Raw genomic sequence first — 12,856 nt, forward strand, 5'->3', positions numbered from 1 at the left:
GACGGGTTCCCTGTAGGAGCTAGGAACATACCGCCTCGACCCGCTTAACCTAACTCAAAATAAAAAGCCTCCTACTGTAGGGTAGAAGGCTTGTGGAGCGGCTGACGGGAATCGAACCCGCGTATCAGGCTTGGGAAGCGTGCGCTCTACCATTGAGCTACAGCCGCATCCCCTCCAGTCTAACGTGTGCCGTGCCAGTTCGTGAAATGTTTCACCCCGCCCGATTTTCACCCCCCCCGATGTGACGCACTACCCTGCCCGTACCGGGGCTGAGCCTGCGGTTGGCCGGCTCTGCCAGGTATTCTTTAAACGTGCTTATTTCAGATCGCGATATTCGTCAAGAGATTGCTGATGGGCGCATCGTTCTTGAACCGTACGATGAGTCGATGATTCAGCCTGCAAGTGTGGACGTGAGGATTGATCGTTTCTTCCGTCTGTTCGATAACCACAAGTACCCGCATATCGATCCCGCGCAGCCGCAGGAAGACCTGACGCGCCTGGTGGAGGTGGCTCCTACCGAGCCGTTCATCCTGCACCCGGGTGAGTTCGTGCTGGGTTCGACGTATGAGAAGGTGACCCTGCCTGACGACGTGGCCGCCCGCCTGGAGGGCAAATCCTCGCTGGGTCGTCTGGGTCTGCTGACCCACTCGACGGCCGGTTTTATCGATCCCGGTTTTTCGGGCCACGTGACGCTGGAGCTGTCGAATATGGCGACTTTGCCGATTATGCTGTGGCCGGGTTCGAAGGTGGGGCAGCTGTGCTTCTTCCGCCTGAGCAGCCCGACCGAGCACCCGTATGGTTCGGGCGCGTACGGTAACCGTTACCAGGGCCAGCGCGGCCCGACGGCATCGCGTAGTTATTTGAACTTTCACCAGACGATGATTCCAACGGAATCGTAGTCTATTCCCATTTGGGGTTGGGGTGCGGGTGGCCTGCTTGGCTGGGCCGCCCGCACCTCCTCGTATGGGCGTATGCCCGGCGTCTCGTGCGTTCACTCGCGTGCGGGGCTATTCTCTCACTCATTTGAAGGATTGTTATGAATCTGCTTCCTGTTGTTCTGCGCCTTGCGGGCGCGGAGGTTTCCGTCTACCTGATTGACCAGTCTGAGGCTTTTGTTGAGGGTTTTAAGCGTGCATGGGAGCCGCTGAACCCCGAGTTTTTTGAGACTCCGGACAAGGCGTATGAGGCGGTGTCGAACCACGACCAGGTGCTGCTGGTGCATCCTGTGTCTGACACCCCTATCCTGGATTTGGCTCAGCCTCTGATGGGCCCGTTCGCGAAGGTCGGTACGCTACGCGTGGATAGCGTGGAGCAGGGCCTGCAGGACCTGACGAGCCGCATCACGCTCGCAATGATTGAGCAGCTGGTGGGTAGCGGCGTGATGCTTCACTCGGCGGTTATTGGTGACCCGCAGTCGAAGCGTGCTCTGGCCCTGGTGGGTGTGTCGGGTAGCGGCAAGACCACGGCCTCGCGTTTCTTGGGTTCGAAGCTGGCGTATCTGACGGACGAGACCGCCATCATCACGGATGAGGGGCTCGTGACCCCCTACCCGAAGCCGCTGTCGGTGATTGTTGACCCGGATGCTCCGAAGGAACAGCAGAACCCGGTGGAGCAGGGCCTGAACGTTGTTGATCGTGACGACCGTAGCTACGAGCTCTCCCGTATTGTCTTCATCTCTCGTGATGAATCTGCGGCTGAGCCGCGCCTGGAACGTGTACCGCTGCATGAGGCGCTGGTGTTCCTGAGCGAGCAGAGCTCCGGCCTGGCGAAGCACCCCGAGGGCGTCGTATCACTGGCGAAGCTGGTGGAGCGTTGCGGTGGCGTGTGGCGCCTGGTGTACTCCGAGGTTAAAGACACCCTGCCGCTGGTACGTGAGCTGCTGGCCGGCGGCGAACTGCCGGATGCGTCAGAGGTGGAGCCGCTGCTGACTTACACGAACCCGGAGCGTCTGCCGGACGTGTACCTGAACGGCACAATCGTGATTGACCGTGCGCCGGGGACCTCCGCAGTGCGCGTGGGCGAAGACGGCCCGTTCCTGTTGCTGAAGGACACCGAGCTGAACGAGCTATCAGAGTTCGCGGCGGAGTGCTGGCTACAGGCGGAAGGCGGCATCTCGTACGATGACCACTACGAACGCATGTCTGAACTGTTTGAAGGCCTGCCGGTTGAAGCGTATGACGAGAACATCAGCGCTCTGGCGCAAGGCTCGATGCTGTGGGTCCGCGTGATTGATGACCCGCTGATTGACGACGTAACCTGGGCCCAGATGACCGGTAGCGAAGAGGTCCTGGACGAAGCCGAGGAGCGTCGCGAGGCGACCTCAGAAGAAGCCGCTGAAACGGCCGCTGAAACAGATGATGACGTGGTCACCGAGTAGATCGATGAGCGTACCTTAGCGCCGGTTGCGCATAGTGAAGGGGGCGGGCATATTGCCCGCCCCTTCACTATGCGCGGTGAGAGGCCTCAGGAACAACCCGCGGCTGGTCCCGCCCGCGGCTAAGAATTCATCTTCTCGCGGCGGCCACCCCGCAACTGCAGGGGACCAGGTGCCTTCAACGGAAGAACCATCAACAGGCCCGCAACCACCACCACGAGGATACCAACAACACCCCAAATCTGGGCGCCCAGAATGCTCACAAACAGGCCAAAAAGCATCGGTGCCAGGAAGCTCGTGGCACGACCGGTCGTCGAATACAGGCCAAACAGCTCGCCCTCGGTGCCGGGCTCAGCCAGACGAGCCAAGAACGTGCGGGAAGCCGACTGCGCCGGGCCCACAAACAGGCAGAGCAACAGGCCGCATACCCAGAACACGGGCGGCTCGGGGAAGAAGAGCAGAGGAAGCGCTACCACCGTGATGCCCACCAGCGAAATCACAATGATGCTCTTGGGGCCGAGGTGGTCATCCATGTAACCGCCCAGAATAGCGCCAACCGCGGCAATCGCGCTGCCCGCAATGCCAAACAGAATCACATCGGAGGTGCCGAAACCGAAAGTACCGGCCGCCAGAATACCGCCAAACGTAAAAATACCCGAAAGGCCGTCGCGGAACACCGCCGAAGCAATCAGGAACCACAAGGTCTGCGGGGAGGTCACCTTCAGACGCACAATCGTACGCCACAGGGCCCTGTACGAGGCGAGTAGGCTACCCTGACGGGCGGGGGAGAGACGCCCCATCCCCAACTCCAGGAAACGCAACTCGCGGGTGGGTAGCACCTCCGGCAGGAGACGTTCACGGGTGCGCATCCGAACCAGCAGAGGCACACAAAAGACAAGGCACCAAGCCGCAGCGAACAGGGTCACCGCACGGATATTCAAAGCGTCATCAGTGGTTAAACCAAGCACCTGAGGGGTCAGCACAAAACCCCACAACACCACGCCCAAGGCAATAATGCCGCCAATATAACCGGCCGCCCAACCGGCACCCGAAATTTTGCCAATATTTTCCGGATGCGAAATACGCGGCAACACCGCGTTATAGTTCACGTACGCGAACTCGCTGAACACACTCGCGGCAGACACCAGCAAAACACCCAGCCACAGATAACCCGGGTCAGGAGCAATAAAGAAACAAGCCGCCATAAGCGCCACGAGCAGGACCGTATTCACTCCCAGCCAGAAGATACCGCGGCCCGACCTGTCATTACGCTGACCCGTGACCGGCGCGAGAAATGCAATGAGGAAACCTGCAACCGTCAAACCCAGCGACAACACCGAAGAGGTATGCTCAGGCGTACCAAAGTAGCCGCTGGTGAGATAGACCGTGAAGATGAAGGTCATCATAATCGAGTCGAAACTCGACGAACCAACATCCCACAGGACCCACGCGGTCACCGAACGGCGACTCGTGGCGTGGTCCACGGCAGGACGGACAGGCTTCTGCTGGCGGGAAGAAGGAATCATCATGAAGAGGCTTTCGGATGGCTGAGCGGCGTCGCATCGGCCGAGGCTACGGAAGGGCTAAACGCTTGGGAAATGCGCGGGCGGCACGCACCAGCGAGGGTGCGCACCGCCCCACATCACTGAACGAAATGCTCAGAGACGCCCGCCCATACCTGAAGTTTACTTGAAGAAACGACGCTGCGCGCGGGCGATACCGAAGCTGACGACGGCGCCAACAACGGAAGTGAGGACGGTCCAGAGGATGACCTGGCGCAGGCTGTCTTCAGAATCTGCAGAAATGGCGGGAGGCTGGTTGCCGGTTGCCTTCGTCCAAGCGGCACCCAGGCCCTTGCCGACAAGGGCACTAGCACCCATGTTTAGGCCCGCAATAGCAAGCTTTGCGACGGGATTCATGTGTATCTCCTTAGCTGTATACGATGCGGCATCTCGGCTCTAAAACCGTGCAGGTTTGAGGACAAAAATAGAGCCACCTCCTAGCGTATAGGGTTTAAGCCGTTCATGCCGCCTCAGCATCCTTACTGCACTATAAAAAATGTCATATCAAAAAAGATGACGTCAGGATACGACATAAAAAACATAAAGTAGAACAAAAAGGTGATACATGTCTAAAATCAGTATGAGGGGTTTCCACCACACTCAAACCAAGGTGGGCGACCCCCAACGACAGGGGAGCGCCACCGCGGCGCTGAGAGTGCTATGCAGACCCTCGAACCTGATCCGGTTAGTACCGGTGTAGGGAGTCGGATCTTCTCGGTGCCCTCGCCCATACGGAGGGCAAGGGCATTCCCCTTCCAACGAAGGAAGGACCACCAATGTCACAGAACCTTACCTCCACCACGCAGGACGCACCGAAGAAGCCGAACCTACGCTGGCGAGTCAGCGAAATCGTTATTGCCGCAGTTATTTCCGTCGCCTGCGCCGTCATCTTCTGGATCTGGGACATCGCAGTCAGCCCCGCCACCAAAACCGCCCTCGTTGCAGCGCCCGAACTGCGCCCCCTCATCGGCGGCGCATGGCTACTTGGCGGTACCCTCGGTGGCCTGCTCATCCGCAAGCCCGGTGCCGCACTCTTCTGCGAAATCGTCGCAGCCTTCATCTCCGTGCTCTTCGACGGTGGCGCATGGAGCGGCGAAATCCTGCTCGCAGGCCTCATCCAGGGTATCGGCGCTGAAGTCGCATTCGCAATCTTCGGCTACCGCCGCTGGAACGCAACCATCGCCATCTTCGCCGGCGCGCTCTGCGGCCTGTTCATGGGCGGTAACGAAATCTTCATCTACTACCCCGACATGGAACCGGTTAAGGCCATCATCTACGTGGCAAGCTCCGTCATCTCCGGTGCAGTCATCGCAGGTTTCCTAGCCTGGATTCTTGTGAAGAACCTCGCTAAGACCGGCGTGCTCTCCTCGCTGGCATCCGGCAACACCCGCCGCTAGCCGCCCGCTACTAGTCACACACTAGCCACTATTCGGCACACTACAGCAGCCATACAAACAGGCTAAGGACACACCATGGAAGCAACACCGCGCGGGGCGCGCATCGAGCTCAACAACTTCAGCTGGCACCACCCCGGCCGCCCAGAACCTGTCATCAGCGGACTCAACCTCACCATCAACCCCGGTGAAAAAGTACTGCTACTGGGAACCTCCGGCGCCGGCAAATCAACGCTCCTGCACGCCATCGCCGGTGTGCTCCACGACGACGACGGCCAATCCGCAGACGGCACCATCACCCTCAACGGCCAAGACCCCGCCGAAGCACGCGGCACCGCCGGCATGATGCAGCAGGACCCCGAATCCTCCATCGTCATGGCAACCGTCGGCAATGACACCGCCTTCGGCCCCGAAAACCTGCGTGTACCCCGCGAAGAGATCTGGGGCCGCGTCACCGAAGCGCTCACCGCGGTCGGCCTCAACCACCTGCCCCTCGACCACCCCAGCAGCGCCCTATCCGGCGGACAGAAGCAGCGCCTCGGCCTAGCGGGCATCCTCGCGATGCACCCCGGCGCCATGATCCTCGACGAACCCACCGCTAACCTCGACCCCGCCGGCGTGCAGGAAGTACGCGACAGTATTCTTACCGCCGCGCAGGTGACCGGTGCGACCCTGCTCGTCGTAGAACACCGCGTGAGCATCTGGGCGCCGCACATGGACCGCATTATCGTGCTCGGCGAAGGCGGCACCATCACCCACGACGGCGCACCCGACACCGTGCTCGCCGAAGCCCGCCAAGACCTCATCGACGCAGGCGTGTGGGTGCCCGACTACGTGCCGCGTGCACCGCAGAACGCTACCGGTGAGGTGGCGGGCGGCGAGGCGCTTCTCCGCGCCGAAAACCTCAGCATTACCCGCGCGCAACCCACCCCCAAGCAGCGACGCGCCCGCCGACGCACCATCAAACGCCTCGGCGACACCCCCGTGCCCGTACCCGTCGACCTGCCCGTGCTGCGCGGCAGCATCAACCTCACCCTGCGCGCCGGCGAACACCTCAGCGTGCTCGGCCCTAACGGGGCCGGCAAATCAACCCTCGCGCTCACCCTCGCAGGGCTCCTCACCGCACCCGACGGCACCCTCACCGCCACCGACACGCTCCGCGACCACGGCACCGGCCAGAACAACGACGACCAAAACAGCCAGCGCGCCCACTGGGACGTACCCACCTGGACCCCCGCCCAAATGCTCAGCCGCATCGGCTACGTCTTCCAAGAACCCGAATACCAATTCATCCGTGGAACCGTACGCGAAGAACTCGAACTCGGCCCCCGCCGACTCGCCGCACTCAACCGCGTTCCCATCGACGAAGACGAGCTCGCCGCCCGCACCGATGACCTAGCTGCCCGCCTGCGCCTCAACCACCTGCTCGACGCCAACCCCTTCACCCTCTCCGGCGGCGAAAAACGCAGGCTCTCCGTCGCCTCCGCACTCGCCACCGCACCACGAATCCTCATCCTCGACGAACCCACCTTCGGCCAAGACGCACGAACCTGGGCGGAACTCGTCGACCTCATCCGCGAACTACTCGCAGGCGGCACCGCCGTCATCTCCATCACCCACGACGAAGACTACACCGCCGCACTCGGCGGCAAATCCATCACCCTACCCGCCCTCACCACCCCCGGAAAGGAGAACGCATGAACACCGACTTCTTCGGCACCATCGACCGAACCAGCTACTTCAGCAACCTCAACGCCGGCATAAAACTCATCGTCTCCTTCACCCTCATCATCGCCGCACTCATCGTGCGCGACCCCCTCACCTCCGGAATCCTCTTCGCCCTCGAACTGCTCGGGTTTATCCTCGTCGGATTCCGGCCCGTCAACATCCTCGCCCGATTCTGGCCCATCCTGATCGCCGTGATCACCACCGGCTGGTCCGTCGCCATGCTCAGCGCCAAAAGCGGAACCACCATCCTCGACCTCGGCTTCAACACCATCACCACCGACTCCGCCGCCGTCGGCGTCGCCATGATGATCCGCTCCCTCGCCATGGTCCTACCCACCCTCGCGTTCGTTCTCACCACCGACCCGACCGACCTCGGCGACTCCCTCGCACAAACCTTTAAACTACCGGCACGATTCGTGCTCGCCACCATCGCCGCGCTACGCCTCGTTGGCATCCTCTTCGCCGAATGGAACGCCCTCGGCCAGGCACGACGCGCCCGCGGACTCGGCGCGGGCCAACCCCTCGCCGGACGCGCACAAACCTTCGGCGGGCAGAGCTTCGCCCTGCTCGTGCAGGCTATCCGCCGCGGCTCCCGCCTCGCCATCACCATGGAGGCACGCGGCTTCGGCGCGGGCGACCGTACATGGGCTCGTGTGCCTAGCTATTCGCCGCGTGACGTGCACGTGTGTATTGTTGCCGCCGTCATTATCGCTGTTGCGTACGGTGCATCTATTGCGGCGGGCACGATCCAGTTCCTCTGGGGCTAGTTCGCTCGGGACATGAGTAGGGAGGCGCCCACACCCTTCCTTCGCTCCTACAGGGGCACCCGCCCTCGCTTCGCTTCGGGCACCCTGATGTCGCTTCAGGAAGGTACAGGCACCTCCAACCCTCCCCATCAGATGACGCAGAGGGAGACGGTATTCGCCCTCGTTCCTACAGGGGACCCGCCCTCGCTTCGCTTCGGGCACCCTGATGTCACTACGGGCGATACCGTCCTCCCGTGCTGGGACACGTCGCGGGTGCCGCATATTTCCTCCGCGCCTACGCAGGGCACCCGTCACCCGGACGCTCCGCCCTCTCCTTGCTTCGCTGCGGAGAGCGTCCGGGCTGACACCCTGAGGGCGCTTGGCGGAAAATGCGGCTACACCCGCTACTACCGAACAGGAAGGTACACGCACCTCTTGTCTTTGACCATAGACAGCACAAAGGGACGGTATTATCCTCACTCGGATAATACCGTCCCTTTTCGTACGCGTTTAGCTCTGCTGCGCCAGGTAGTTCAACAGCGTGGCGGTCAGCTCCGGGTCATGCGCCAGCGCCGTGCCGTTCAGGTGGGTCACCGGCGCAATCAGACGCACCGACGACGCCAACCACACGCCGTCCGACTCAAACAAATCCTGCGGGTAGAGCGGGCCGAAGCCCAGCTCCCAACCGGCCTGGCGTGCCGCCTCGAACACCGCGCCCTGCGTGGTGCCGGGCAGAATGCCGTGGCTCGGCTCGGGCGTGTATAGCACCTTCTTGCCGTCCTCAATCTTGGCGACCAGCACCGAGGAGGTGGCGCCCTCCAGCACGCGACGCTCATCAGTAATGAAGATAGCGTCATCCGCGCCGCGCTCCTGCACGTACCGCAGAACCGCCATGTTCACCGCGTAGGAGAGGGTCTTCGCACCCGCCAGAAGCCACGGGTAGGCGCTGTTGTCCATCGGTTCGTGGCCGCGCGGCAGCAGCATGGCCTTCACACCCTCGGTGCGGCGCTTCACGATAGAGGCAGGCACCGGCGACGCCATAATCAGTGTGTACGGGCCCGGCTGCATGGAGGTCACCGCCTGAGTGGGGCCGCGCGAAATAATAATCTTCACGATGTGCTCTTCGCCCAGCGCCGTCTCGGCGCCGGGGGCCGCCTTAAGCATGAGGCGTTCCACCGCCGAACGCAGAATCTCGGGTTCCGGGTCGGGCAGATCCAGCATGCGCGCCGAGGATTCGAGGCGGGACAGGTGCATGCCGAGCTTACGCACGCGGCGGTTGACCGAGAGCATGGTCTCGAAGACTCCGTCGCCGCGGGTGAAGCCCTGATCATCAACGCTGATGAGCGGCACGGACGGGTCAACAAAGATGCCCTGCGGGTTCTGCTCGTTCAGAAGAATTACGGTACTAGACATAGTTTTATTGTACGTTCGCACCCAGAACCAGCGCGGGATGACGGTGCTCGCCCTCGTTTCTACAGAAGCAGATGAGCGAGGCACACAGAAGGGACGGTGTTATCCACGCTCCTACAGGGGCACCCGTCCTCGCTTCGCTTCGGACACCCTGATGTCGCTTACGGATAACACCGCCCCTTCTCGACGGTCACCGCGCGGTTTGCTTTAGCCGGCCGCTCAGCCCCCAGTGCTGAAGAAATATTTGAGAAATATTCTTGAGAAGCATTGCTAGGTTTAACTGCATAATCTACGTTGGTCATACCACGCGGTACGACCGGAGGGAGCACCTCAGATGCGCAATCACTATTACAAATATTTGCTATGCATCCTGCTACTCATAGCTTGCGTCTTGCTCGTAGTCTTTGCCGTGCTTTCTAGCAACAACCCGGGTAACGAAAAAGACGACACTGCCTCCACGCACGCGCCGGAGAACAGCTCAACCTACTGGGATAAAGACCGCATGGAATCCGCTAGCCCGGCTCCCATGCCTCAGTAAAACTGCCTTTCAATAGCCGTAGGGCCCAATGCTTCGAGATACACCAAGCATTGGGCCCTACTGTCTTGTAGACGGCTGCTACTGCGCCGCGCTGTCGTAGATGAAGTCCACGGTCGCGTAGTCCTCCGGGATTTCGGTGAGCAGCGCCTCCTCCTGCGCCGCCCAGCGTTCCCAGTGCGGGCGGAACGTGTCACCGTCACGAGCCATGGCGCGCTCGCGGCGCACCTCGTCCGGGGCGGTTGCGAGGATACGCACCTCGCAGGCGCCAGCAATCGCGCCGACACCCTCACAGATGATGACCTGCGTAGCCGCCGGGTCGACGGTGCGCACCTCACCGGGGGCGCCCGCCTCCCAATCCCACGGGGTGTAGGTCCCGGCAATACCCTCGGTCAGCTGCACGGATAGCGCGTCCCACGCCTCCACGCCGTCGAAGAGGCCGTCCCAGCCGGGGTAGAAGTCGTCCAGGTGCAGCACGTGCACGCTGTGCCCGGCGGCGGTGAGCTGTTGCTCAAGCTGCGCGGCGAGGCTGGTTTTGCCGGTGCCGCTACGGCCGTCAATGCCGATAATCAGCGGGATCTGCGCGAAATCGGCGAGGAACTGCTCACGGAATTCGGTGAATTCGGCGGTGTCCATGTCGAAGTCGTTGCCGATGCCGTGCTCCAGGCGCAGCATGTCTTTGCAGAGTTCCAGGATTTCGGCGGTGCCGGTGACGCGGCGGTTCTGGTTCAGGGGGATACGCTGACTCACTGCGCATCGCCTTCCTGCTTGAGGTGGTTGATGAGGCCGCGTGCGGCGGCGTCAATGAGTTCGGTGGTGTACACGAAGTCGCGTTCGCTACCGTACCAGGGGTCGTAGATGCCGAGCTGGTCCAGGTGGGTGGTGGTGATCTTCGGGTCGAAGCTGCGCATCATGCGGATCTTTGCTTTGTCGTCGTCGTTGCGGGCGAGGGCTTTGAGGCGCAGGTAGTGGGGTGCGTCCATGGCGAGGATGAGGTCGTTACGGTCGAAGTCCTCGACGGTGAAGACGCTGGCGCGGTGCGCGGACGGGTCGATACCGCGGGTGGTGAGCTGCGCGGCGGCGCGCGGGTCGATGCGGTTGCCTTCTTCTTCGTTGCTGATGCCGCTGGAGGTGACGGTGACGGGCACGCCGGCTTCTTGGGCGTGCTGGCGGATGAGGTATTCGCCGACGGGGGAGCGGCAGATGTTGCCGGTGCAGACAGTCATGATTCGGTACATGGTTCTAGTGTATCGGTGGGGTGCCGGGCGGTTGGGCGCGGTGGGTTATTGGGGTGGTGCTTTAGGTGGCACCGTGACGGGCGGATGCGCTCGCCACCGGGCTGTCGCTACCGGACCCGGGCGCGCAAAGACCCCGCCGACGAGAGGGCCGGCGGGGCTAAACGCTAAGAGCTGTAAAATTTTATGGGAAATGCATATTTATTTTATTGAATGTATATCGATGAGTTTTATCTGGTTTTACGGGAATACTCCGGTCCGGATATTCTTGTCTTTCTTCATTAAAAATTGCAGGATTGAAAAGCCTAGTATGAACAGGTAATTTGAATGTCTTACCCCTCCAAGTAATGTCGTTGATATCGATCTCAAATTTACTGTCAGATGATAGATGACCAAAACTGTAGTTATCTTCCTTGGCTGTGTATGAAAATAGAGCCCCGTAAGTTTTTACATTATTGGCAAAAGAAGGTGATTCTTCATAGAAAGACGCACCGTCGAATTTTGCGGAATGCATAAATGTAGACCCTACGAAACTAGATATTCCCCTGAAATGCGTCTCGCTGAAATCTGCAATATTTTCAAAGGTACATCCATGAAAAGTTACCAATCCGCAAAAGTTTGTTGTGCTGTAGTCGTAATCTAGGTAATCGTTAATCTTTGTCCGACTGCTGAAATATGCAGGGCCCTTGAAGACTACCTCTCTGAAATCTGTATATCTAAAGGTTGAAAATCGAAAATCTGCTTCTCCTTCAAAGATTGCTTTTTCGAATTTTGTATCGCTTGCAAAGGTTACTTTATAGAATTTTGCGTCACACTTAAAATTTGCTCCACTAAATTTTGCAGTTTCTTTAAATTTTGCTTTTGAAAAGTCTGCATGGTCATAGAATATAGCCTCCGAAAAATCTGAGTTTTCGAATATTAGATTATTTAACGGGTAAAATATTGGCGCCTTTTTAAAATCGAATTCAAAATTACTCCAAGGACCAAGTTTTTTCTTTGGCAACACGTCGTATGACGACTGCTCTTCAATGCTACCAAGGCGTTTGCTCATTTCAATAAAAATGGTCCGACGTAAATCTTGCTCTTCTTGATATTTTGAGATATTGTCTAGGTGATCTTCATTGAAATTTTCTGTAGCATATTTTCCCTGTTTATTATCTTTGCTGGTTTTGTAATCATTTTTGAAAATAAGAGAAGAATGGTTGGAATATTTTGATATAAAGGTATTAACCTGAATATATTTCTGATTAATGGGTGACGTTCTGGGATTGTTATCTTTTTGTGTTTTTCCTTCAAGCTGGTCGATACATCCAGCGAGGGAAAATGGAGAACGTATGTAGGCACATAAATTATTGATAATAGTTTGTCCTTCATGCCGCGGATTAACACCATCTTTTTCTTTGGAACTATCAGAAATCCACTCATCGACTAAGCCTACAAGAGTGTAAATACCGCCTAGGCGGATAACAGCTTTGTCATCTGCTAGTTGCTCAATAGCTTTTGCGTAGCGAGTTCGACGCTCTGCGTGTACCTGTCGTGTATGGTCATTGCTGTTCTTCTTAATGTCGTCCTCGACCTTGTGCCGGTCAATCCGGTTCTTCCAATCGGTCTGCAGAAGAGTCAGCATCGCGATGATACCGCCAGTTATGTAGAGAATGTGTAGACGAAGATCCGCAATTGCTTTGCCTTCAGGGTACTTATCATTTTCACTAGGTGGGATAAGCAGATTTAAGAGACACAGAAAGGGGGCTCTCCATAGAGGAACTGAGAGCGCAAGAATACCTCCCACCAGTCCTGACCAGAGGAGTAAGTGGAAGAAATTTTTGATGTAGAAGGGCTGTTCTTCAACCTGGTTATCTTTGTCTGTCAATG

General features: G+C 58.8%; 11 protein-coding genes, 1 tRNA gene and 1 riboswitch. Of the genes, 5 read left to right on the forward strand and 7 right to left on the reverse strand.

Annotated elements, in window-relative coordinates; translation table 11 throughout:
* Positions 1–93 precede the first annotated feature (93 nt).
* A tRNA-Gly gene (locus JX292_RS04285) sits at positions 94–167 on the reverse strand.
* 144 nt (positions 168–311) lie between these two features.
* Between JX292_RS04285 and dcd the strand changes: the two genes are divergently transcribed.
* Complete coding sequence (gene dcd / locus JX292_RS04290) at positions 312–899, forward strand: dCTP deaminase (protein ID WP_204861828.1); 588 nt, start codon at positions 312–314, stop codon at positions 897–899.
* Positions 900–1,036: 137 nt separating this feature from the next.
* The gene (locus JX292_RS04295; protein ID WP_204861830.1) at positions 1,037–2,377 is read left to right on the forward strand and encodes a septin family protein; all 1,341 of its coding nucleotides are present in this window, start codon (positions 1,037–1,039) and stop codon (positions 2,375–2,377) included.
* Between the two features lie 119 nt (positions 2,378–2,496).
* Here JX292_RS04295 and JX292_RS04300 read toward each other — a convergent pair whose 3' ends face one another.
* Positions 2,497–3,903, reverse strand: coding sequence for an MFS transporter (locus tag JX292_RS04300; protein WP_204861832.1), 1,407 nt, complete (start codon positions 3,901–3,903; stop codon positions 2,497–2,499).
* A gap of 156 nt (positions 3,904–4,059) precedes the next feature.
* Positions 4,060–4,293, reverse strand: coding sequence for a DUF4235 domain-containing protein (locus tag JX292_RS04305; protein ID WP_204861842.1), 234 nt, complete (start codon positions 4,291–4,293; stop codon positions 4,060–4,062).
* Between the two features lie 262 nt (positions 4,294–4,555).
* A riboswitch (TPP riboswitch) is annotated at positions 4,556–4,656 on the forward strand.
* A 56-nt stretch (positions 4,657–4,712) separates the two neighbouring features.
* Here JX292_RS04305 and JX292_RS04310 point away from each other — a divergent pair.
* The 3 genes from JX292_RS04310 to JX292_RS04320 all read left to right on the forward strand — a co-directional run bounded on the left by JX292_RS04310 (position 4,713) and on the right by JX292_RS04320 (position 7,825).
* Positions 4,713–5,333 carry an ECF transporter S component gene (locus JX292_RS04310; protein ID WP_204861844.1) on the forward strand — a complete coding sequence of 207 codons (621 nt, stop codon included), beginning with the start codon at positions 4,713–4,715 and terminating at the stop codon, positions 5,331–5,333.
* Between the two features lie 75 nt (positions 5,334–5,408).
* A complete protein-coding gene (locus tag JX292_RS04315) occupies positions 5,409–7,031 on the forward strand; it encodes an ABC transporter ATP-binding protein (protein ID WP_204861860.1) in 1,623 nt (540 codons plus the stop codon).
* Positions 7,028–7,825: an energy-coupling factor transporter transmembrane component T family protein gene (locus JX292_RS04320; RefSeq protein WP_204861863.1), complete on the forward strand. Its 798-nt coding sequence runs from the start codon at positions 7,028–7,030 to the stop codon at positions 7,823–7,825. The genes JX292_RS04315 and JX292_RS04320 overlap by 4 nt, the downstream gene beginning before the upstream one ends.
* A 489-nt stretch (positions 7,826–8,314) precedes the next feature.
* Here the strand turns inward: JX292_RS04320 and JX292_RS04325 are convergent, their stop codons facing one another.
* From JX292_RS04325 to JX292_RS04340, 4 genes are all read right to left on the reverse strand, one after another.
* The gene (locus tag JX292_RS04325; protein WP_204861873.1) at positions 8,315–9,217 is read right to left on the reverse strand and encodes an aminotransferase class IV; all 903 of its coding nucleotides are present in this window, start codon (positions 9,215–9,217) and stop codon (positions 8,315–8,317) included.
* A 613-nt stretch (positions 9,218–9,830) separates the two neighbouring features.
* Entirely contained in the window at positions 9,831–10,499 is a 669-nt protein-coding gene (locus JX292_RS04330) for a hypothetical protein (protein WP_204861875.1), read from the reverse strand.
* The gene (locus tag JX292_RS04335; protein ID WP_239653634.1) at positions 10,496–10,975 is read right to left on the reverse strand and encodes a low molecular weight protein-tyrosine-phosphatase; all 480 of its coding nucleotides are present in this window, start codon (positions 10,973–10,975) and stop codon (positions 10,496–10,498) included. The genes JX292_RS04330 and JX292_RS04335 overlap by 4 nt, the downstream gene beginning before the upstream one ends.
* A 193-nt stretch (positions 10,976–11,168) precedes the next feature.
* Complete coding sequence (locus tag JX292_RS04340) at positions 11,169–12,854, reverse strand: pentapeptide repeat-containing protein (protein WP_204861879.1); 1,686 nt, start codon at positions 12,852–12,854, stop codon at positions 11,169–11,171.
* Positions 12,855–12,856: the final 2 nt, after the last annotated feature.

This window comes from Rothia mucilaginosa (assembly GCF_901875305.1).
Taxonomy (GTDB): Bacteria; Actinomycetota; Actinomycetes; order Actinomycetales; family Micrococcaceae; genus Rothia.